Here is a 20,484-nt window from a genome sequence, read left to right as displayed (position 1 = left end):
AGGAAGCCCTGACGATGCGAAATCCTTTCAAAGAATCGGACGTTACTCCCGAACAGGTATTTAATCGTTCCCGTCGTGAGCTGCTGAAAATACTGGGGATCAGCGGTGCAGCCCTGACGCTCCCCGCGACCGCCAGGGCCGGGCTGTCCGACTGGCTTACGGGTTTATCTGCGCCCCCTTCGCCGGTAACCGATACCCGCCCGATAGATTTTTCGTCTCCCGCCGAATGGCAGGCTGGATTACCCCTGACGCCGGAGAATAAGGTCGAAGGTTATAATAACTTTTACGAATTCGGGATGGATAAAGCTGACCCGGCAGCTAACGCCAGCCATTTTAAAACGTCCCCCTGGCAAATCACTGTCGATGGTGAGGTATCCAGACCCGTCACCCTCAGCATGGAAGATATTTTTAAAAAATTCCCGATGGAACAACGGATTTACCGCATGCGTTGTGTTGAAGCCTGGTCAATGGTCGTACCATGGATAGGGTTCAGTCTGGCCTCACTGCTTAAACTCGCCGATCCCACCAGCCATGCCCGATATGTCGCTTTTCAGACCCTGTATGATCCACAGCAGATGCCCGGCCAGCGGGAGGGGCTGAACAGTGCCGGACTGCAGTATCCTTATGTGGAAGGTCTGCGACTGGATGAAGCCATGCATCCGCTGACCTTATTAACCACCGGTGTCTACGGGAAAACCCTGCCCCCGCAAAACGGTGCACCACTCAGACTGATCGTTCCGTGGAAATATGGTTTTAAAGGTATTAAATCGATAGTAAAAATCAGCCTGACCCGTGAACAACCACCAACAACCTGGAACCTGCTGGCTGCCGATGAGTATGGCTTTTATGCCAACGTTAACCCGCATGTTGATCACCCTCGCTGGTCACAGGCAACTGAGCGCGTTATTGGTGCTGGCGGACTTTTCGATGTCACCCGCCAGCCAACCCGAATGTTTAACGGCTATGCCAGCGAAGTGGCCGGTCTCTACCAGGGCATGGATTTACGGAGAAACTTTTAATGGCGAACCGGGAACGCAAAGCGTCTGTAAAATTGCTGATCGTCAAAGGTTTGTTACATCTTCTTGCTTTTAGCCCGTTTATCTATCTGCTGCTGGCGGTACGTGCCGGAGCATTCAGTGCCGACCCGGCAAAAGACATTCAGCAATTCACCGGGCTGACCGGGTTAAAACTCCTGACAGTCACCCTGCTGATCAGCCCTTTGTCCCGCTGGTTTCACCAGCCTCTGCTGTTGCGCTGCCGGCGGCTTATCGGATTATGGTGCTTCGCCTGGGCTACCCTGCATCTGCTCAGCTACTATTTTCTTGAACTTGGCAGCGGTAATTTAGCGTTACTGGCTCAGGAAATTATTCGCCGCCCCTATCTGACCCTCGGGATGCTCAGCTGGGTCGTCTTGTTATTACTGGCCGCGACATCCTTTTACAGAATACAACGGCGGATGGGAAAACGCTGGCAGCAACTGCATAATTGTATTTATCTGCCGGCAATTCTGGTGCCGCTGCATTATCTGTGGTCAGTGAAAGCCTGGTCCCTGCAACCTTTTATCTGGCTGACACTGGCGCTGTTACTCTGTGTCTTGCGTTCCCGGAAATTACTGCGAAAAACTCACCTTTGAAATTATCTGATTGGCTTCTTACGCTAATTTCTGTTAAAAAGCTCCGCAGAGTGACAAGTAACTAAACTTCGCAGATAAAACGACTATTGTGCGGCGAATTGCGACGAAACAAGTATACTTAAAAAAATCCCCCTGCAATAGCACCTCTTTTTCACCAGAATGGGTGACAAATGATTACAGGGAGAGTATTTTACGCGATGTCTTTATTATTGCAGGAGATAGCTACACGATGGCTGATAACTTTCATATTTTAGTTCTGCAAGGTCCGAACCTTAATTTGCTGGGAACCCGTGAACCTGAGACCTATGGTCACATGACACTACAGGATATTACCCGCCAGTTAGACCAGACCGCACAGCAACTTAATGTGAAACTGAGTCACCTGCAATCGAATGCGGAATATCAGTTGATTGACCGTATTCATGAGGCAAAAGGCAATGTGGATTTCATTATTATTAATCCTGCCGCATTTACGCACACCAGCGTAGCCCTGCGTGATGCATTGCTGGCGGTAAGTGTCCCTTTCATCGAAGTGCATCTCAGTAATGTGCATGCCCGTGAAACTTTCCGTCATCACTCATATCTGTCTGATATTGCTGTTGGCGTCATCTGCGGATTAGGCGCCGACGGGTACAGCTGGGCTTTACAAACGGCAGTTAAACGCCTGTCAAATTCAAATTAAACAGAGTACGGAACCACACTCATGGATATTCGTAAGATTAAAAAACTGATCGAACTTGTTGAAGAATCCGGCATCGCCGAGCTCGAGATTTCTGAAGGTGAAGAATCAGTTCGCATCAGTCGCTCACCTGCAAATATGGGCTACCCGGTTATGCAGCAGGCCTACGCAGCACCATTAGCCCCTGCGCCTGCCGCTGCACCAGCAGCCGCTGTTGCGCCAGTCGCAGAGCCAGCAGCAGCCAGCAACGAAATCAGTGGCCACATTGTGCGTTCACCGATGGTAGGGACCTTCTACCGCACGCCAAGCCCGGACGCTAAAGCTTTTGTTGAGGTCGGACAAAAAGTGACCGCCGGTGAAACTCTGTGCATCGTTGAAGCAATGAAAATGATGAACCAGATCGAAGCCGACAAGTCCGGTGTTGTCAAAGCTATCCTGGTAGAAAGCGGCCAACCTGTTGAATTTGACGAGCCACTGGTCGTCATCGAATAACGAGGCAACCATGCTGGAAAAATTAGTTATTGCTAACCGCGGCGAAATTGCTCTGCGTATTTTACGTGCCTGTAAAGAACTGGGCATTAAAACCGTTGCAGTACATTCCACCGCGGACCGTGACTTAAAACACGTACTGCTGGCAGACGAAACCGTATGTATTGGTCCTGCCCAGTCCGTAAAAAGCTATCTGAATATTCCTGCGCTGATTTCTGCTGCAGAAATCACCGGTGCGGATGCTATCCATCCGGGGTATGGCTTTTTATCTGAAAACGCTGATTTTGCAGAACAGGTTGAACGCTCAGGCTTTATTTTCGTTGGCCCGAAAGCCGATACCATTCGCCTGATGGGCGATAAAGTCTCTGCAATCCATGCCATGAAAAAAGCAGGTGTACCTTGCGTGCCGGGTTCCGATGGATTCCTTGGCGATGACATGGACAAAAACCGCGAAATCGCTAAACGTATCGGTTATCCGATTATCGTTAAAGCTTCCGGCGGCGGCGGCGGGCGTGGTATGCGTGTCGTCCGTGGCGAAAAAGATCTGGAACAGTCGATTAATATGACCCGTGCGGAAGCAAAAGCTGCTTTCAATAACGATATGGTCTATATGGAAAAATACCTGGAAAATCCTCGCCACGTCGAGATCCAGGTCCTGGCTGACGGTCAGGGCAATGCCATTTATCTGGCAGAGCGTGACTGTTCTATGCAACGTCGCCATCAGAAAGTCGTGGAAGAAGCACCGGCTCCGGGGATCAGCGCGGAACTGCGTAAATTTATCGGTACCCGCTGTACTCAGGCGTGTATTGATATCGGTTATCGCGGTGCAGGAACCTTTGAGTTCTTATTTGAAAACGGCGAATTTTATTTCATCGAAATGAATACCCGTATTCAGGTAGAACATCCGGTAACGGAAATGATCACCGGTGTTGATCTTATCAAAGAGCAATTACGTATTGCCGCCGGTCTGCCTCTGGCGATTAAGCAGGATGATGTGGTGGTCAGCGGACATGCGATTGAGTGTCGTATTAACGCAGAAGACCCGAATACCTTCCTGCCTAGCCCGGGTAAAATTACGCGTTTCCATGCGCCGGGTGGTTTTGGTGTGCGCTGGGAGTCGCATATTTACTCCGGCTATTCCGTGCCTCCTTACTACGATTCAATGATTGGTAAACTCATCACTTACGGTGAAACCCGCGAAGTTGCTATCTCCCGCATGATCAATGCGCTGGGTGAGCTAATCATTGATGGTATTAAAACTAATATCGATCTGCAGTTAAAAATTATGGCCGATGAGCATTTCCAGGCCGGTGGAACCAATATCCACTATCTGGAGAAAAAGCTGGGGCTGCAGGAAAAATAATTTTTTCCTGAGTAAAATTCCAGGGCCGGATCTTCCGGCCTTTTTATTTGCCTTATGGTTGAGGTTAGCCATGGATTCCCGCTTTATACAAGCCAATAAAGAGGCCCGCTGGTCTGTATTACTGACCCTCGGCTGGCTGCTTGTCTGGTCTGTAAGCGCATGGCAGGGAGGAAATACCCCGGGAGTATTTGGTTTTCCCCGCTGGTTTGAATTATCCTGTCTGTTTGCTCCGTTGTTGTTCCTGTTGTTATGCGCCCTGATGATCCACTTTCTGTTCCGCGATATTTCGCTGGAGGATGGCGATGAACACTAAAATACTGATCCCGCTGCTGGCATATTTGTTAATCGTTGCCGCTATCTCTCTGTTTGCCGTTTATCAGCAGAAACGCGCTACGGGGACTTTTCTGAACGAATATTTCCTCGGCGGAAGGACCCTCGGCGGATTTTTGCTGGCAATGACACTGACCACCGCCTATATCAGCGCCAGTTCGTTTGTTGGCGGGCCGGGTGCCGCCTATAAATACGGACTTGGCTGGGTTTTTCTGGCAATGGTTCAGGTTCCCGCCGTCTGGTTATCTCTGGGGGTTCTGGGGAAGAAATTTGCTATTCTCGCCCGTCGCTACAATGCGGTAACCCTGAACGATATTCTGTATGCCCATTTCAGGAGTAGCCTGGTGGTCTGGCTGGCCAGTATTACCCTGCTACTCGCCTTTATCGCGGTGATAACAGTACAGTTTATTGGTGGCGCAAGGCTGCTGGAAACGGTTGCCGGAGTCCCCTACAGCCAGGGATTACTGACTTTCGGCGGGGTGATCGCTTTGTATACCGCGCTGGGCGGATTCCGCGCCAGTGTACTGAATGATGCGATGCAGGGCATAGTGATGCTGGCAGGGACGTTCCTGCTGTTATTTGCCGTGATCCACGCAGCCGGCGGCCCGGCCCATGCAGTCGCGACACTGAAACAGATTAATCCGCAGCTGATCGACCCGCGGGGTGCAGGCAATATCATCACCGGACCGTTGTTAGTCTCCTTCACGGTACTGGTCTGCTTCGGGGTACTGGGGCTGCCAAACACGGCTATCCGCAGTATGTCCTATCGTGACAGTAAAGCGGTACACCGGGGGATCTTTATCGGGACCCTGGTGATGACCCTGCTGATGCTGGGTATGCACCTGGCAGGAGCTCTGGGCAGAGCGGTGATCCCTGACCTGCATATTCCTGACCTGGTTATCCCGACACTGATGATCAAAGTGTTACCGCCTTTTGCCGCAGGCATTTTTCTCGCCGCGCCGATGGCGGCCATCATGTCGAACGTCAATGCCCACTTACTTCAGGCATCAGCGACCCTGATTAAAGATCTCTATCTGCGGGTATTACCGCAGCGTGCAGGCAATGAACGTCATTTGCGGCGTTTATCCACTCTGCTGACATTAGGGCTGGGTGTGCTGATGATACTGACTGCATGGCGGCCACCGGATATGCTTATCTGGATGAATCTGCTGGCATTCGGCGCACTAGAAACAGTATTTCTCTGGCCACTGCTGCTGGGTTTATACTGGCAGTCTGCAAACGCTACCGGCGCTGTCAGTAGTATGCTGTGCGGAGCGGTCAGCTATACCCTGCTCGCCAGTTTTGATATTCACTGGTGGAATTTCCATCCGATAGTTCCGTCACTGTTACTGAGTCTGGCCGCGTTCCTGATTGGCAACCGGCTGGGTAAACCCGCACCTCAGGCGATGATGCCGGGTGCGAAGAAATAAAGAGATATGCTATGCCCTGGATCCAGATAAAAATTAATACTTCCGGCACAGATGCGGAAGAAATTGGTGATGCACTGATTGAAACCGGTGCTGTTTCTGTCACTTTTGAAGATACTCATGATAATCCTGTCTATGAACCTATGCCGGGAGAAACTCCCTTGTGGGGCGATACGGATGCTATTGGTCTGTTTGATGCAGAAACGGATATGCAGCAGGTCGTTGCAATGCTGGCGCAGCATCCGCAACTAGGTGACGGATTTCGCCATAAAATCGAACAGATAGAAGATAAAGACTGGGAACGCGAATGGATGGATAACTTCCACCCGATGTGCTTTGGTGAACGCCTGTGGATTTGTCCGAGCTGGCGTGAAGTCCCTGATCCTGATGCCGTGAATGTGATGCTGGATCCGGGTCTGGCATTTGGTACCGGCACCCACCCGACAACATCGTTATGTCTGAGCTGGCTGGATAGTCAGGATCTGACGGGCAAGACAGTGATCGATTTTGGTTGCGGATCGGGGATCCTGGCGATCGCCGCCCTGAAACTGGGGGCCAGCCATGCTATCGGGATTGATATCGATCCGCAGGCTATTCAGGCCAGCCGGGAAAATGCCAGCCGTAACGGTGTTTCTTCGCGGCTGGATCTGTATCTGCCACATCAGCAGCCATCTGATTTAAAAGCCGATGTTGTGGTAGCCAATATTCTGGCAGGCCCGCTACGCGAACTGGCACCATTGATCAGTGTATTGCCTGAAACCGGCGGTAAGCTGGCCCTGTCCGGTATTCTGGCAAGCCAGGCTGAGGATGTTTGCGAAGCCTATGCGGATAAATTTGTGCTCGACCCCGTGGCAGAGAAAGAAGAGTGGTGCCGTATCACCGGCCAGCGCAGCTGACTGACCACTGCACACTCCGGGGTAACCACCACAGAGTGTGCTTTACCGTTATTTTCCGGCCCCGCACAGCACTGCTGATTTTTTACCTGATATCTGCCTTTTTATGGCAAATTTTATACTGCAGATATGCTGTAAATTATGTTTGTGACTGTTTTTTATCTTGTATATCAAGGGTGAAGAAAGAAATTTTTTCCGCCTCCCCGCGAATATTTTGATGTAACTCATTGATATTAGTATTTATATTGTATCTGTCTGCTGCCTGATATTCATTTCCGTGATCAATGACGGCATATTGTTCAAAGTTTGGCCTTTCATCTTCGTTAAAAAATGCGTAATATACGCCGCCTTGCGAACATATAAGGTCATCTCTTTCCCATGCGCATTGGATCATACCAGCTTCGAAATCGACTGATTGCTGCGCCAATGGCCGGTATTACCGACAGGCCATTTCGTACGCTTTGTTTCGAGAACGGCGCAGGAATGACAGTATCAGAGATGATGTCATCGAACCCTGAAGTCTGGGCAAGTGACAAATCCAGACTGCGTATGGTGCACAGTGATGAGCCGGGTATCCGCTCAGTACAAATTGCCGGTGGTGACCCTGATGAGATGGCGGCGGCGGCACGGATTAATGCACAATCCGGCGCTCAAGTCATTGATATTAATATGGGTTGTCCCGCAAAGAAAGTGAACCGAAAGATGGCAGGTTCCGCATTGCTTCAGCACCCGTCGCTGGTAGAGTCTATTTTACGGGCGGTGGTTAATGAAGTGGATGTACCGGTCACCCTGAAGATCCGTACTGGCTGGAATACCGAAAATCGTAATTGTATAGAAATTGCCCAACTGGCCGAACGTTGTGGCATTCAGGCGTTAACCATCCACGGACGAACCCGCGCTTGTCTGTTTAATGGTAACGCAGAATACGACAGCATTCGGATAGTTAAGCAGAACGTGTCCATTCCGGTTATCGCGAATGGGGACATTACTGACCCGCATAAAGCCAGGGCCGTACTTGACTACACCGGAGCGGATGCTCTGATGATAGGCCGCGCGGCTCAGGGAAGACCCTGGATCTTCCGGGAAATCCAGCATTATCTGGACACAGGAGAGCTGCTTGCACCAAAGCCACTCGCCGAGGTGAAGCAAATGCTGATTGGACATATACGGCAGCTGCACGACTTTTATGGTCACGGCAAGGGATACCGTATTGCCCGAAAACACGTTTCCTGGTATTTACAGGAACATGCTCCTGATGACCAGTTTCGGCGCACATTCAACGCCATAGAGGATGCCAGTGAACAACTGGAGGCGTTGGAGGCATACTTCGAAAATCTTGCGTAAACGAAAAAAAGAGCTGAAAGAACTATGTTCGAACAACGCGTAAATTCTGACGTACTGACCGTTTCTACCGTGAATTCACAGGATCAGGTAACTCAAAAACCACTTCGTGACTCGGTTAAACAAGCACTGAAGAACTATTTTGCTCAGTTAAATGGTCAGGATGTTAATGACCTGTATGAGCTGGTACTGGCTGAAGTTGAGCAGCCTTTGTTGGACATGGTGATGCAGTATACCCGTGGCAACCAGACCCGTGCAGCACTGATGATGGGTATTAACCGCGGGACTCTGCGTAAAAAACTGAAAAAATACGGAATGAACTAATCATTCACCCGTAATAGTTTGAAAAGAAAGGCACTTTCCTGACGAGGACAGTGCCTTTTTTATGATGATTACGTCAGGCATGGCCTATTAATCTCAGAGACAGGATCCGGTACCGGCAGATAGCTTTCAAAAAATCTTCTGCGATTACTGCTCAGCGTTCTATCACCAGCTCTGCGGTGTGACTTCGGGAACAACACAATGCTATCTGCTGCTGGTCTGCCGATTTTTCCGCATCGGACTGTACCGTATCCCTGTGATCCACACGGCCCGATACAACCGGTGTCAGGCAGGCACCGCAAATCCCCATCTCACAGGAAAGAGGTACATCCACCCCGTTTTCCAGTAACACGGCGGCAATTGTTTTATCTGCAGGTACTCTGAATTGCCAGCCAGAAGAGGCCAGTGTAATAATAAAAGCATCACTGACACCGGCCGTTTGCGGTACTGCCGGCGGGCCAAAAGCCTCCATCTGAATATTTTCTTCCGGCCAGCCATACTGCAATGCCGTATTCATCATCTGCGTCATAAAACCTTCGGGCCCGCACAGCAAAATACGGGTCTCCGCTGAGGGGCTGAGTAACTCCTCCGGAATATGGTGCCTCGGAGAATCACCGTCGCTGCTGTACCAGAACCGGCAGTTACCATGCTGCAAAGGCCGTTGTAATTCGCGCTCAAATGCTCCGCACCCCGGCTTCTTCAGGTAATAATGCAGAACAAAGGGAGTTCCGCTGGCTTCAAGATGCTCAGCCATCGCATACAACGGCGTAATACCAATCCCGCCCGCCAGTAAAATAACCGGTCCCGACGCCGCCAGCGGAAACAGATTTTTCGGAACGCTGATGGTCAGCCGCTGGCCGGGCCGCAACACATCATGAATATAAGCAGACCCGCCCCGTGACGCCTGATCACGGGCGACGCAAATCTGATAACGATATGGATCATTCCCTCGTCCGGTCAGTGAATACTGACGGATCAGATGGTTATTCAGATAAAGGCTGATATGAGCCCCCGGCGCCCAGCGCGGCAGCGGCTGACCGTCTGCGGCGACCAGTGCAACCCCCAGATTATTCTCCCCTTGTCGCCAGACAGCATCGACAATAACATCCACCGGTATATCCATCACTGTCGCTCCTATACCAGGAAAAACTCACCAAAACCCATTTTTTTCAGGCTGCGGCGGTAGGCAATTGAGCTTCTGTCAGCAGGAATATGAGCTTCCAGAGTCATATCCGATGGCAGATTTTCGGGGCGCTGCGTTTCCACCATCAGCCGGTCTTCTTCGAAGACCCGCCGGTTAAAATCACAGATATCCTGCACCGGAATATGCAGATCAAAATTTCGGGCAATCGGCGCGAACATCCGTGTTTTCCTGGCCGATACCGGCGAGGCAGCATTCATAATCACCAGCCGTGACTCTCCCGGAAAATGGATCGTCAGTGTGGCCGTAAAAGGCAGATGCATTTCAAAATGCCGCAGCCAGACAAACCCCTCAGGCGCCTGCTCTTCAGAATCAGCCGCATAGTTGCTGACACTGCTTCGGTAATCGACACTAAACCCGGATTCGGTCTCCACCGGATGATAGGCTGGCACACTCTGGTTTTCCGGATCGGCGAACGTTTCGGTATGGACCCACGCAAAATGAGCCACGTCGAGAAAGCCTTCGACCTGCCGTCCGGCAAAACCATTCACATCAAACCCGGGGCAATTTATCTGCTGGAATCCGGAGCTATCCCATAAAGGCATCACCGGCAGAGCAACGGGGTTTTCTGCATCAGGTAACATACATACCCAGACCAGACCGTAACGTTCCTCCACGTCAAAGGCCGTTAAATTAAGCTTTGCCGGAATCGCCTGCTCCGGACTTGAGGGGATACGGTTACATTTCCCCCCGCTACCGAAACGCAGCCCGTGATAAGGGCAGACAATCCCGCCGTCATCGGCAAAACCAAGGGTCAGGGGTACACCGCGATGAGGACAAAGATCTTTCGCCGCAACCACCTCTTCACCAATCCGGTACACCACCAGCGGTTCATCAAGGAGTACGGTTTTATACGGCGAAGTGCTGACATCAACAGAACGGGCCACCGGGTGCCAGTATCTGGCAAGACGCACCCAGTCATCAGGGTCGAAAGTACAATGGGCAGGAGGTGATATTCTGTTCATAACGTTATCCGCTCAGCTCAGGAAAAAGCATAGTGATTGTCAGGACATTCTGTCTGCACTAAGGTGTATCCGTCCATCAGCATTAATTCAGATCTATGTTGCAAAAAACTGTACAGGTGACCAATGACCCCGTTCTCACGTTTTGCTGCTTATTTTGCTGAAGTCGCCCGCTGCGGGAGCCTGCGCAAAGCAGCAGAAAAATTGCATGTCTCAGCTTCAGCCATCAATCGCCAGATCCTTCAGGCAGAAGAAAGTTTTGGTATCGCCTTATTTGAACGGTTGCCGGGGGGAATGCGTATGACCACTGCCGGAGAGTTACTCTATAGTGATCTGCTGAACTGGCAGCGGGATTTCAGCCTGACACAGCAACGTTTCGCTGATATTCAGGGGCTGAAACGCGGTAAGGTCGCCATTGGTCTGGTACAGGCTCTGACAGAAGGTCCATTATGCGGAGAAATTGGCAGCATCGCCCACGGGCAGCAATGGCTTGATATCGAACTGGCTGTTGAAAGCAGCCAGGTCGTCAGCAGAATGGTGCGGGATGCCGTCGTCGATTTCGGACTAATTCTCGATCCCGGCACCGTCAGCGGGATCGAGGTGATCGCGTTTGCCGAACTCGCGATGGGGATCGTTGTTCCCCCGCGGCACAGGCTCAGTGACCTGCCATCTGTATCTCTGTCTGAATTGCATGATCAGCGGCATATTATCCCCGGTAAGGGACTGGTAGTACACGATCGTGTACAGTCCCTGTATCAGCGTGCAGGTCAGCCACCGGCATCGGTGATTTCCTGTAATGATATTCGGCTGATCCGCAGCCTGGTGGCTAACGGAACCGGAATTTCGGTGCTCAGCCGGCTGGATGTCATGGAAGACCTCCGTCTTAACCGGCTGTGTTTTATCCCGATAAAGCATAATCCACTACGGCCGGTCACTCTCGGGCTCTGTACTGCTCCTTCGAGACAACTGTCACGGGCTGCGCAATATATGATCCAGCGTCTGTCGGGGATTATCGAGGAGATGAATAGCACTGCCGCGCCTGATGGTCTGCAGCACCGGTGGTAATATAATGTCAGCGATTATCCTGTCGCCGGAGAAAGGGGCAAAGCCCGTCTTCGGCGAGGATAAAAAAAGCGCTTCCGGCAGGAAAGCGCTTTTTCATCAGACTTACCAGACTTACTGCAGTGGCTGATTCAGTGCCGGTGTACCAAAAGCCACCAGCCGGGCATCAGATAACGCAAACCATTGCTGCCAGAAATTTTGCAGGCTATCCAGCGTCTTACCGCCAATATAATGGCTGTCTTTGGCACTTAACAGCCCGGCCCCCAATACATAAATTTCTGCACCATCCATATCTGCCACTAAATTCTGCTGACGCACGCTGGCCAGTACTTTTGGTACATTCAGCTGACGGATCTGGTTATGCTGATAGAAGGACGCAGAATCACTGTTTTCCAGCATATCGCTGACCAGTAAGATAACCCGCTGGCGGGCTGGCGATGTTTTAAGATCTTCACCAATACTTTTCAGCGAGTGCATAATCTCACTTTTCGGGATATCTGCCCTCGATTCCTGCATTGCCTTCACCAGCGCCCGTCCCCAGTTCTGCGTAAACTGAGATTTCTGCTGGCTGAGACAACTGTCCAGATCGTCCAGGTCATCCATCGGGATATCACCACGGGCAGAGGAGGAAGGTGGCGTATCAAGCGTGCTGTCGGCCACCAATTGCATATATTGCCCGGGCACCACCGCCGAGAAGGTATACAGCTTTACCTCATCGCCGGGTTTAATAAAGGCTGCGACTTTATCCCATACGGAATGCTGTAATACATCCGGCAATACTACCGTCTGATCAATAACAACTGTCAGCTGTCGTCCGCTGGCCGGGGCCTGCCATTGCAGGGTATGAGTACGGGCATAACAGCTATCCGCCATCCCGCCAGCTTCCGCATTGGCGATCAACGGGCTGCCTAACCAGCCAGCCAGCAGTAACCCGAGAAACCTTTTTTTCATTATTATTCTCCCGTGTTTTACGCCACAGCAAACAAGCCACGCTTTTTCGCAAAGCATTGCGCTTTCCAGATAAAAGTGATCTGTTGTTCTGTCAGTCCTGAGAACGACGGATAAATATTTGCCAGGAAAATCAATTCACCTGCTTCGACTTCAGTGATATCCGGATATTCCAGTGGTTTAATGTCCGCATCAGAGACCGGGGCAGCAGCCTGACTCTGTGTATCTTCAGCCGGTATATCACGAATTACCGTGGCGGCTGGCTGTATTGTGTGACCAGCCCCGGCGCTATTATGACGGGTAATATCGCTATCCAGCTTCTGGTTGCGCTTATAGTCTTCCAGCTCTTTGCGACGACTGTTTTCACGTTCCTGCTCCAGCCCCGCCTGTTTTTGCCGGACATAGCTTTCAAAATCACGGTTCAGGGATTGCTTCAGTAATTCACGTTCTTCGGCACTGGTGGTCGTTTTGTGCATCAGTTTGCGCCGCAGCATACTCAGTTTATGATCGGCATGCATACTGATTGCCCGTTTCCGTCGCTCCATCCAGGAGCGCATTGCCTGTGCATTTGGAAAACGATGAGTGCTGTGCCAGGCCTCTGAAGAATGTACGCCGGCGAAACCATAATTGCGTCCGAGGAAGAAAGCAAAAAACTGCACACCGATATAAATGACAGAAAGGATAATAAACGTCACCAGCGAGGCATCATGCTTTGACTGCTGCATGTCGTTTTCGGCCTGCAGTCTGGCCTGCTGATCATTCTGTGCCGCCTGGGCAGGAAGTACACTACCCCATGGGCTGCTGACATCATTGCTGCTCTGCATGCTGGTGACTGATTGTTTTGATTCCACCATCTGCAAGGTGTAATAACGCACCCCGAAAGCCGCGATCGCAATAATCAGAATCCAGGCATAAAATCCCCAGACGGGACGGCGGTGTTCTGCACAGTCATGATCGATAGAGATCCTTGCTGCGATTTGGTTATAGCGTGGTTCATCATTATCACGGTAAGTATGGACAATCTGAATTTCACTGACTTCATTCAGATTCTTTTTTGAATCACTCTGACTGAACCAGCGATTTGCCTTTCTTAACAAAGAGTTATAATGCTGGGCGGCACCGGCGTGGTGGGCAATAAAGCCGGAAATCAGCGACAGGATCAACGCCAGTGACCAGACAACAATCTGCAGATTATTCGCTGAAATCCGTGGCGCCATAAAAGGACCAAGAACATAGGCGAACCCGATAGCTTCCATCACCAGCAGCACGACTATCAGGGGGGTTACCCATACCGGTGCTTTTTTACGACCAGATTCCAGTACTTTAGCCAGATAGTCTTTGCACTGATTGTAATAGGTAATGTCCTGATCCGCAGCCACATACTCATTGTAGTAGAGATCAGCAATATTCATTTCAGCATCCAGCCATTTTGACTGATGTACCAGCGATGAACGGCTGGAATACTGGCGAGAGGCTTTAGCTACCGTTCCCACCAGCGGCATGACATGCCAGACCCTCATACAAAAATAACGGACATCATCCCATTTTTTATACGCAATTCCTGCCGCCAGTAGCAGAAGAATAATGCAGAGAGTGAGCAGGCGGTGCTCAATAATCTGAGCACCAAGCCCGCCAAGTGAAAAGTCATTCATAGTTATTGAGTCTCATCATAATTAATGCGTCGGGATATAATCGGCCACATAGGTCGTGGTCGCTTTCGGATAGAAGAGCTGCCCTTTTGTCGCTTTCGCGCCACGGGTACTAAAAACAATATCCATACAAGTTACGGCACTGCCGGTCTGGCGCGGGTAAACACGATAAATAATGTCGTCTTTCCCCTGATAGGTCTGCGCAATGGCAGGAATAACCGCCGACGGTTCTTTCCGGGTTCCGGTAAAATGCGTCACTATCGATATGGTCGGATTCTGACCGGGCTGGGCACCATCACGCAAAATAGCGACCGGGGAAATAACCACCAGATTGTTATTCACTACATTCGCCCAGGACAAGCCACCGTAACCAGGTAAATAGTCATAGCTATGATGGGTAGTGAAGTCTTTGCCGGTTGCCAGGCTCTTCACCTGACCACTGATCCTGAGACTATCAGTTGCACAACTCATAATGGCAGTATCTGCGGCACGGGCCGTCGGAAACCAGGAAGAAGACTCACTGGCATCCACTTCGGTAACCACACTGGTCACAGAAGCCGCCGGCTGCCCATTAAAATCAATCTGTTCTGATGCAGGAATGTGCCGGGTCGTCTCTGCCGTAGTGGTGGCGACAGACGTCTTGTTTTTGTTACCCGTGCGGGTTTGTTTTTTATTCTCCGTGATCTGAGAATGACGTTCCGGAACTGCTTTATCCGCAGCGGATGGCACCAGGGTCGTTGCCCGGGATAGGTTTTTTTTCTCATCACCGGCGGACGATGCCCTGACAACCGATACAGTACTGCTATAGTCCAGATAGCGGCTGTTACCCTGCTCCTGCTCTACCCGCATCGCCAGTGCTTTTTCATCACTTAATTCACTTATTTCTACCCGGCGATTTTTAGCCCGTCCCTCAGGGGTCTGGTTACTGCCAATCGGACGCGAAGCTCCTGCCCCCTGATAGTAAATATGGCTGGCAGGTATCCCGGCACCGCGTAACAGGCTACCGACTGATTTTGCCCGTTGCTCAGAAAGCTGCTTATTCACTTCCGGATTACCCGTGGAGTCCGTATGTCCGACTACCAGATAGTAACGGGGAGTACTCTGAGCCTCTGCATACACCCTGGCCAGGCTCTCTATCTGCCGGTGACCTGTGGTAGTTAATTGTGCTGAGCCGGTATCAAACATCCCCTGGTCACTGACCTGGGCCACGATGCCGCCCGCCTGTTTATCTGTGGCAGAGGGACGGGTTAACGCAGATTCGGTCGTCATCCGGATATTGGCTTTTCTGGCTGCTTCCAGCAGAGCTTTCGAACGGGTCTGCCAGATGTTTCCCGCATAGCAGCCTCCTCCGGTACCTAATGCCGCACCAATCGCGGTACCGGCAGCTGCATTACCCAGTTTTCTTCCCACCAGGTTACCGACGATAGCACCCCCGATAGCACCGACGCCGCAGAGGATCTCTGTTCCATAATGAGCACCGGTTTCATTGAGCTGGTCTTGTGTATTTGCACAGCTGCTGAGCAGACTGGCCGATAAAACAACAACTGTTATTTCCGTAATTTTCATTCAGGGGGGCCTCTGAATACCCGCAGCAGAGTATTCTGTCTGTATTGATATTTTACTGTCCGCAGACACGCAGAAACCGTCATTCCAGACAGTAATAGTAAAAAATGTTAATCAATATAATCAGCCGGTGAGCATAACACTTTGCTATAGACTGACTCAAACTGAAATTTGTTTTAACAAATACCTGAGAAAAATAAGTTTATTTAAGGATGTTCATGTCCTGATATTACAGAATGGCTGTTATAACTAAAAAATATCCATTTTAAATCAATGTGATAAAATTATTCTGTGGGATTTGTGGTGGAACTGATAAGGCGAAGACAACAGAAAATTAAATATAATTTCTACTGATTAATAAGTACGTTTATTGATATGTCTGATGAACAGCTCAGAGACCGCTGGCTGAAACAGACGACTGTGTAAGCATCCTCACCTGTAACCATACTGGCAGTCTGTATCCCCGCCATCGCCGGGTAAGGTTATAATCCGTGGCCGGATAGCTGTTGTTAAACATTTCAATAAATACAATTGCAGAAGCCCTCCCGCCCCGCTAAAAAGTATAAATACCCCCACGGCTCTCTGACTATTATTCCACGGGTGCTGCTGTCAGCCATAGAATTGCAGAGCCGCCCGGAGGCATAAAAAGGTGAAAAAATGAAACCCATGACGTTTGTTTTAGCCCCAGACTCATTCAAAGAAAGTATGACCGCGAAGGAAGTCTGTATTGCCATGGAGCGCGGTTTACGGAGGGTATTTCCTGAGGCCCGCTATATCCATGTGCCGATGGCTGACGGTGGTGAAGGGACCACCCGGTCACTGGTTGATGCGACCTGCGGAGCCTTACACTCTGTAACAGTAACCGACCCTTCGGGTTCTCCTGCAGAAGCTATTTTTGGGATCAGTGGCGATGGTACTGTGGGTATTATTGAAATGTCTTCTGCAAGCGGTATCCAGCATACCGCTCCTGATAATCGTAATCCCTTACTGGCGACCAGCTATGGCACCGGTCAGCTGGTCACAGCCTGTCTGAATAAAGGTGTCAGACAGATAATTTTAGGCCTCGGCGGCAGTGCCACCAATGATGGCGGAGCAGGTATGGCCGAAGCTTTAGGTGTACGTTTTTATGGTCCGCATCACCGGCAGCTGAGCCGTGGCGGAGGTGCGCTGGGAGACCTGCAACGAATTGATATATCCGGCCTCGATCCACGCCTGAACGGTGTAAAGTTTCTTGTCGCCTGCGATGTAACAAGCCCTCTGTGTGGTGACCAGGGAGCCTCGGTCGTATTTGGTCCGCAGAAAGGGGCTACGCCACCCATGGTCCGCCAGCTCGACGACAATCTGGCCCATTATGCACAGATTATCTGTCAGCAACTTGGCAAAAATTTGGCTGATCAGCCCGGAGCAGGTGCCGCGGGAGGACTCGGTGCTGGATTGCTGGCATTTACCGACTGCGAATTAAAAAACGGTGTTGAAATTATACTGTCGTATACCCGGCTGAAGCAGCACCTGACCGGTGCAGATTATTGTTTCACAGGTGAAGGACGGATGGATGCACAGACCATGTTTGGTAAAACTCCGCTGGGTGTTGCACGGCTGGCAAAAGCTGCCGGGGTCCCTGTGATCGCGATTGCCGGCAGTATGGGTTCAGGTACTGAGCCTCTCTACCGGCAGGGTATTGATGCTATTTTTGGGATCATCCCTCAGGCTGACAGTATCGACAACCTGCTGCGCAGCGGTACGGTTAATATCCAGCGAACCTGTGAAAACGTCGGAAGATTACTCAGATTACACCTGAGCTGATCCGGCATCGGAATGGCTGATACAGGGGGCAGAAAAGCCCCCTGCGAACAATGGCGGAACTATTTTAAACGTGCGGTAATTGAAGCAACCCGTGCGCCGTACTGACGTGCTGTTTCAATATCACCGGCAGGGATGAGTTCAGCCCCGGCATCGGAAGGTGACTGAATAAGCGGCCCTGCGGATCCTCCGAGGTTATTAATATCTTCACGGGTTGCGGTCGTGGTGTTGGCCGGTAGTATCCCCAGGCTGACCCAGATCCCGCCATGTTGTGCTGCCAGAGTCTGGAAGAAAATCAGGGTATTCTGCTTATCACCATTCAGACTGGCACTGTTGGTAAATCCGCCAAAAACCTTATCCTGCCATTGACGAGTAAACCAGGCTTTAGAACTGGCATCCGCAAATTTTTTAAACTGCCATGGCGCACTCCCCATATAAGTCGGTGCACCAAAAATAATACCGTCGGCGGCATTCAGTTTTTCCCAGTCCTGTTCGGTAATTTCACCCTGATTATCTATTGCAATAAGTTCTGCTCCGGCACCTTCAGCAACACTTTCGGCAACGCGTTTAGTGTGTCCGTACCCGGAAAAATAAATCACATAAATATCTGACATATTAACCTCTCTGTTAGACTAGCCATTGGTAAAACACGGTGATACACAGCATACGTGAATAGCTATCATCGCCGTTTTTTGATAAATATTCATCTACTGTTCTATGACAAAATATCATAAGGACAGCATACTTATCCCTGAAGAGAGGTACCGGGATTTACAGGCTGCGAATCCCGGATCGATCTCAAAGCGGGTCTGTTTAATGTCGCCGGAGACTGTCTGGTCTGAAATGGCTATAACAGACAACAGGGATTATATTTCTTTCGTTATGATTCCCGGGCTTTTATTATTACCCGGATAACTATTTAATGTATTACTTAATATCAATCAGATTTACGGTTATATATCGGTATTTATAACAGCTGTCATAATTAAACCTTCAGAAAAACATATTTACAGTGAATATAATAAACCAATAACTTTCAGTATGTTATTAACTATCCGATACAGAATTACTCTCCGGAGAAAATTCTATAGTCTGATGACAGGCCCCTGTTTCTCTGCTTTATAGCCGGAAGAGGTATTTTATTTCCGGCTAATAATGATGTAAGTTCTATTGTTTATTCAGGAAATGAAGATCTGTAATAACGGGCAATTTCTCCGGGAGTAGTTAGCCAGAATTCATTCTGCTGTAATATAAGTTCAGCAAGGGTTTTCTTTAACTGATAAAAACGGAACGGTTGCCCGACAATATATGGGTGCAACGCAATCCCCATCACCTGCGGAGAAAACTTACTGCGTTCCAGAAGTTCTGCAAATTGATCTTTAATCATCTGGCAGAAAATATCTATAGATGTGCCATTCGGAATAATTGTTGGTATATCATTAATTTCCTGAGGGTACGGTATCGACAGCAACTCACCGTGCCGGGTGTTGATCGGTACCGGTCTGTCATCATGTGCCCAGTTAAGGCTGTAGTCAAAACCGTGCTGTTTCAGCAGGTCAGGGGTATTATGACTTTCTGAGATCCATGGAGATAACCAGCCAGAGACTTTCTGATTCTGATATTGAGTCAGTTGCTGCTGACAATAGCTGATCAGATAAGACTCCTCTTCTTCATCCAAATCCCCTTGTCGCTGAGAATTCGTATACCCGTGGCCTATCAGTTCACTGCCGGGTAAATCAGTCCAGCGTTGCAGTAATTCAGGATAATGTTCCAGTATTGAGCTATTCGCGATAACAGCAGGAGGGATCGATAGTTTTTCAAATAACCCGGCCAGATGCCAGCCGCCGACCCGATTTCCATAGTCACGCCAGCTATAATTCAGGATATCGAGAGAGTTAGCCACCTGCGATATTTTAGCGCCTTCTGAACAGCCAAATGAAAAATGCTCCAGATTCATCGCTACATAGATCGCCAGGCCATGACCTCCGGGCCAGCTGAATGAAGCGCTATTTTTATCCGTCGAAGGATAACGGTGATGCTCATTTAATGTCAGTATCAGGTCAGCGTTCTGTGTCATAGTTAATTGAATTACCCGGATGAATGAATAGGCCGATAATAAGTTCTCACTATGCCAGTCTGACCGGCCTTCCGGCAACTGTGTTTATGGCAGAAAGGGATAACTGACGGCAAGACAGGACAATCTTACTCAGGTCGTTTATTATGAGCGAAAGTAAGTTTAGGAGAAGCTGGCATGCGTATCTTTAGCCTGGTATTAGTCACTTTATTGCTGTCAGCCTGTGCAGCGAAAAAAGAACCTCCGCAGGAAACCGTTGTGATCCATAACGGGGATTGCAGTGCCGGAAAAAAAACCATTAACTGCCAATGGACAGATGTCCCGGCGAGTAATATGCACTGAGTCATCGAAGTAAGGCCATCCGTCAGGATGGCCTTTTTGTCTTATTGGATGCCTGGCCGTTGCCGGAGGCAACGTTCAGAAGCAGGCTTCTGTCCTTCTCCCGCACGGGGAGACCCCGCACTGCCATCGGTGCTGTGCTATTGCCCCGGCAGCAGACGAAAAAATATCAAAACTTCCGGATACAGCCGCGCCGGCAGCCTTTTCAGTCACCGGTGTGCTCATAAAGAAGCCATAATGCGGACATAAACAACAGAGATGCCGTTATTCTGTACAGAAGGATTAAAAAAACCAGTGCAAAAAGGCCATCCGTCAGGATGGCCTTTTTGTCTTATTGGATGCCTGGCAGTTCCCTACTCTCGCATGGGGAGACCCCACACTACCATCGGCGCTACGGCGTTTCACTTCTG

Annotated in this window: 21 protein-coding genes; 13 read left to right on the top strand and 8 right to left on the bottom strand. The window is 50.1% G+C overall.

Annotated features, from left to right (window positions below; genetic code table 11):
- Positions 1–14 precede the first annotated feature (14 nt).
- The 8 genes from msrP to prmA all read left to right on the top strand — a co-directional run bounded on the left by msrP (position 15) and on the right by prmA (position 6,817).
- Positions 15–1,019, top strand: coding sequence for a protein-methionine-sulfoxide reductase catalytic subunit MsrP (gene msrP, locus JK211_RS05050; RefSeq protein ID WP_212707586.1), 1,005 nt, complete (start codon positions 15–17; stop codon positions 1,017–1,019).
- Complete coding sequence (msrQ, locus tag JK211_RS05045) at positions 1,019–1,633, top strand: protein-methionine-sulfoxide reductase heme-binding subunit MsrQ (RefSeq protein WP_212707585.1); 615 nt, start codon at positions 1,019–1,021, stop codon at positions 1,631–1,633. Before msrP ends, msrQ begins: the two co-directional genes overlap by 1 nt.
- A gap of 229 nt (positions 1,634–1,862) precedes the next feature.
- Positions 1,863–2,315, top strand: a complete 453-nt coding sequence (gene aroQ, locus JK211_RS05040; protein ID WP_212707584.1) for a type II 3-dehydroquinate dehydratase — start codon at positions 1,863–1,865, stop codon at positions 2,313–2,315.
- A gap of 21 nt (positions 2,316–2,336) precedes the next feature.
- The gene (gene accB, locus JK211_RS05035; protein WP_212707583.1) at positions 2,337–2,804 is read left to right on the top strand and encodes an acetyl-CoA carboxylase biotin carboxyl carrier protein; all 468 of its coding nucleotides are present in this window, start codon (positions 2,337–2,339) and stop codon (positions 2,802–2,804) included.
- Between the two features lie 10 nt (positions 2,805–2,814).
- On the top strand, positions 2,815–4,164 hold the full coding sequence (gene accC / locus JK211_RS05030; RefSeq protein ID WP_212707582.1) for an acetyl-CoA carboxylase biotin carboxylase subunit: 1,350 nt from the start codon (positions 2,815–2,817) through the stop codon (positions 4,162–4,164).
- Positions 4,165–4,234: 70 nt separating this feature from the next.
- The gene (locus tag JK211_RS05025) at positions 4,235–4,477 is read left to right on the top strand and encodes a DUF997 family protein (protein ID WP_212707581.1); all 243 of its coding nucleotides are present in this window, start codon (positions 4,235–4,237) and stop codon (positions 4,475–4,477) included.
- On the top strand, positions 4,467–5,924 hold the full coding sequence (gene panF, locus JK211_RS05020) for a sodium/pantothenate symporter (protein WP_212707580.1): 1,458 nt from the start codon (positions 4,467–4,469) through the stop codon (positions 5,922–5,924). Before JK211_RS05025 ends, panF begins: the two co-directional genes overlap by 11 nt.
- A gap of 11 nt (positions 5,925–5,935) precedes the next feature.
- Complete coding sequence (gene prmA / locus JK211_RS05015) at positions 5,936–6,817, top strand: 50S ribosomal protein L11 methyltransferase (protein ID WP_212707579.1); 882 nt, start codon at positions 5,936–5,938, stop codon at positions 6,815–6,817.
- Positions 6,818–6,953: 136 nt separating this feature from the next.
- On the opposite strand, the gene JK211_RS05010 is transcribed toward prmA, so the two are convergent.
- The gene (locus JK211_RS05010) at positions 6,954–7,241 is read right to left on the bottom strand and encodes a hypothetical protein (RefSeq protein WP_212707695.1); all 288 of its coding nucleotides are present in this window, start codon (positions 7,239–7,241) and stop codon (positions 6,954–6,956) included.
- Between JK211_RS05010 and dusB the strand changes: the two genes are divergently transcribed.
- Entirely contained in the window at positions 7,193–8,158 is a 966-nt protein-coding gene (gene dusB / locus JK211_RS05005; protein ID WP_212707578.1) for a tRNA dihydrouridine synthase DusB, read from the top strand. The two genes, JK211_RS05010 and dusB, sit on opposite strands and share 49 nt — an antisense overlap.
- A 24-nt stretch (positions 8,159–8,182) precedes the next feature.
- Positions 8,183–8,479: a DNA-binding transcriptional regulator Fis gene (fis, locus tag JK211_RS05000; RefSeq protein ID WP_000462905.1), complete on the top strand. Its 297-nt coding sequence runs from the start codon at positions 8,183–8,185 to the stop codon at positions 8,477–8,479.
- 151 nt (positions 8,480–8,630) lie between these two features.
- Here the strand turns inward: fis and JK211_RS04995 are convergent, their stop codons facing one another.
- Together JK211_RS04995 and JK211_RS04990 are read right to left on the bottom strand one after the other, a co-directional pair.
- Positions 8,631–9,599, bottom strand: a complete 969-nt coding sequence (locus tag JK211_RS04995) for a PDR/VanB family oxidoreductase (RefSeq protein ID WP_212707688.1) — start codon at positions 9,597–9,599, stop codon at positions 8,631–8,633.
- An 11-nt stretch (positions 9,600–9,610) separates the two neighbouring features.
- Complete coding sequence (locus tag JK211_RS04990; protein WP_212707577.1) at positions 9,611–10,642, bottom strand: Rieske 2Fe-2S domain-containing protein; 1,032 nt, start codon at positions 10,640–10,642, stop codon at positions 9,611–9,613.
- Between the two features lie 123 nt (positions 10,643–10,765).
- Here JK211_RS04990 and JK211_RS04985 point away from each other — a divergent pair, with 123 nt between their 5' ends.
- Positions 10,766–11,704: a LysR family transcriptional regulator gene (locus JK211_RS04985; RefSeq protein ID WP_212707576.1), complete on the top strand. Its 939-nt coding sequence runs from the start codon at positions 10,766–10,768 to the stop codon at positions 11,702–11,704.
- Between the two features lie 111 nt (positions 11,705–11,815).
- On the opposite strand, the gene JK211_RS04980 is transcribed toward JK211_RS04985, so the two are convergent.
- The 3 genes from JK211_RS04980 to JK211_RS04970 are packed head-to-tail and all read right to left on the bottom strand — an operon-like array spanning position 11,816 to position 15,864.
- Complete coding sequence (locus JK211_RS04980) at positions 11,816–12,652, bottom strand: hypothetical protein (RefSeq protein WP_212707575.1); 837 nt, start codon at positions 12,650–12,652, stop codon at positions 11,816–11,818.
- Between the two features lie 17 nt (positions 12,653–12,669).
- Complete coding sequence (locus tag JK211_RS04975) at positions 12,670–14,301, bottom strand: hypothetical protein (protein WP_212707574.1); 1,632 nt, start codon at positions 14,299–14,301, stop codon at positions 12,670–12,672.
- Between the two features lie 21 nt (positions 14,302–14,322).
- Complete coding sequence (locus JK211_RS04970) at positions 14,323–15,864, bottom strand: OmpA family protein (RefSeq protein ID WP_212707573.1); 1,542 nt, start codon at positions 15,862–15,864, stop codon at positions 14,323–14,325.
- A 663-nt stretch (positions 15,865–16,527) separates the two neighbouring features.
- Here JK211_RS04970 and JK211_RS04965 point away from each other — a divergent pair.
- On the top strand, positions 16,528–17,664 hold the full coding sequence (locus tag JK211_RS04965; RefSeq protein ID WP_212707687.1) for a glycerate kinase: 1,137 nt from the start codon (positions 16,528–16,530) through the stop codon (positions 17,662–17,664).
- Between the two features lie 59 nt (positions 17,665–17,723).
- Here JK211_RS04965 and JK211_RS04960 read toward each other — a convergent pair whose 3' ends face one another.
- Together JK211_RS04960 and JK211_RS04955 are read right to left on the bottom strand one after the other, a co-directional pair.
- Positions 17,724–18,275, bottom strand: a complete 552-nt coding sequence (locus JK211_RS04960; protein ID WP_212707572.1) for a flavodoxin family protein — start codon at positions 18,273–18,275, stop codon at positions 17,724–17,726.
- A 560-nt stretch (positions 18,276–18,835) separates the two neighbouring features.
- Positions 18,836–19,738, bottom strand: coding sequence for a polysaccharide deacetylase (locus JK211_RS04955; protein WP_212707571.1), 903 nt, complete (start codon positions 19,736–19,738; stop codon positions 18,836–18,838).
- A gap of 174 nt (positions 19,739–19,912) precedes the next feature.
- On the opposite strand from JK211_RS04955, the gene JK211_RS04950 reads away from it, so the two are divergent.
- Positions 19,913–20,077 (top strand): hypothetical protein, encoded by a 165-nt coding sequence (locus JK211_RS04950; RefSeq protein ID WP_212707570.1) that lies wholly within the window; start codon positions 19,913–19,915, stop codon positions 20,075–20,077.
- Positions 20,078–20,484 lie beyond the last annotated feature (407 nt).

This window comes from Tatumella sp. JGM130, assembly GCF_018257525.1.
Taxonomy (GTDB): Bacteria; Pseudomonadota; Gammaproteobacteria; order Enterobacterales; family Enterobacteriaceae; genus Tatumella; species Tatumella punctata.
Note: the sequence above shows the minus strand (reverse complement) of the source record. Positions and strands in the feature narration are given on the sequence as shown.

Bases quoted from the DNA above. Each gene is read 5' to 3' on its own strand.
- JK211_RS05025 (WP_212707581.1), top strand. From the start codon at position 4,235: ATGGATTCCCGCTTTATACAAGCCAATAAAGAGGCCCGCTGGTCTGTA.
- JK211_RS04985 (WP_212707576.1), top strand. From the start codon at position 10,766: ATGACCCCGTTCTCACGTTTTGCTGCTTATTTTGCTGAAGTCGCCCGC.
- accB (WP_212707583.1), top strand. From the start codon at position 2,337: ATGGATATTCGTAAGATTAAAAAACTGATCGAACTTGTTGAAGAATCC.
- JK211_RS04995 (WP_212707688.1), bottom strand. From the start codon at position 9,599: ATGGATATACCGGTGGATGTTATTGTCGATGCTGTCTGGCGACAAGGG.
- JK211_RS04950 (WP_212707570.1), top strand. From the start codon at position 19,913: ATGCGTATCTTTAGCCTGGTATTAGTCACTTTATTGCTGTCAGCCTGT.
- JK211_RS04955 (WP_212707571.1), bottom strand. From the start codon at position 19,738: ATGACACAGAACGCTGACCTGATACTGACATTAAATGAGCATCACCGT.
- prmA (WP_212707579.1), top strand. From the start codon at position 5,936: ATGCCCTGGATCCAGATAAAAATTAATACTTCCGGCACAGATGCGGAA.
- JK211_RS04960 (WP_212707572.1), bottom strand. From the start codon at position 18,275: ATGTCAGATATTTATGTGATTTATTTTTCCGGGTACGGACACACTAAA.
- dusB (WP_212707578.1), top strand. From the start codon at position 7,193: ATGCGCATTGGATCATACCAGCTTCGAAATCGACTGATTGCTGCGCCA.
- panF (WP_212707580.1), top strand. From the start codon at position 4,467: ATGAACACTAAAATACTGATCCCGCTGCTGGCATATTTGTTAATCGTT.
- msrQ (WP_212707585.1), top strand. From the start codon at position 1,019: ATGGCGAACCGGGAACGCAAAGCGTCTGTAAAATTGCTGATCGTCAAA.
- JK211_RS04980 (WP_212707575.1), bottom strand. From the start codon at position 12,652: ATGAAAAAAAGGTTTCTCGGGTTACTGCTGGCTGGCTGGTTAGGCAGC.
- msrP (WP_212707586.1), top strand. From the start codon at position 15: ATGCGAAATCCTTTCAAAGAATCGGACGTTACTCCCGAACAGGTATTT.
- accC (WP_212707582.1), top strand. From the start codon at position 2,815: ATGCTGGAAAAATTAGTTATTGCTAACCGCGGCGAAATTGCTCTGCGT.
- fis (WP_000462905.1), top strand. From the start codon at position 8,183: ATGTTCGAACAACGCGTAAATTCTGACGTACTGACCGTTTCTACCGTG.
- aroQ (WP_212707584.1), top strand. From the start codon at position 1,863: ATGGCTGATAACTTTCATATTTTAGTTCTGCAAGGTCCGAACCTTAAT.
- JK211_RS04970 (WP_212707573.1), bottom strand. From the start codon at position 15,864: ATGAAAATTACGGAAATAACAGTTGTTGTTTTATCGGCCAGTCTGCTC.
- JK211_RS04990 (WP_212707577.1), bottom strand. From the start codon at position 10,642: ATGAACAGAATATCACCTCCTGCCCATTGTACTTTCGACCCTGATGAC.
- JK211_RS04965 (WP_212707687.1), top strand. From the start codon at position 16,528: ATGACGTTTGTTTTAGCCCCAGACTCATTCAAAGAAAGTATGACCGCG.
- JK211_RS04975 (WP_212707574.1), bottom strand. From the start codon at position 14,301: ATGAATGACTTTTCACTTGGCGGGCTTGGTGCTCAGATTATTGAGCAC.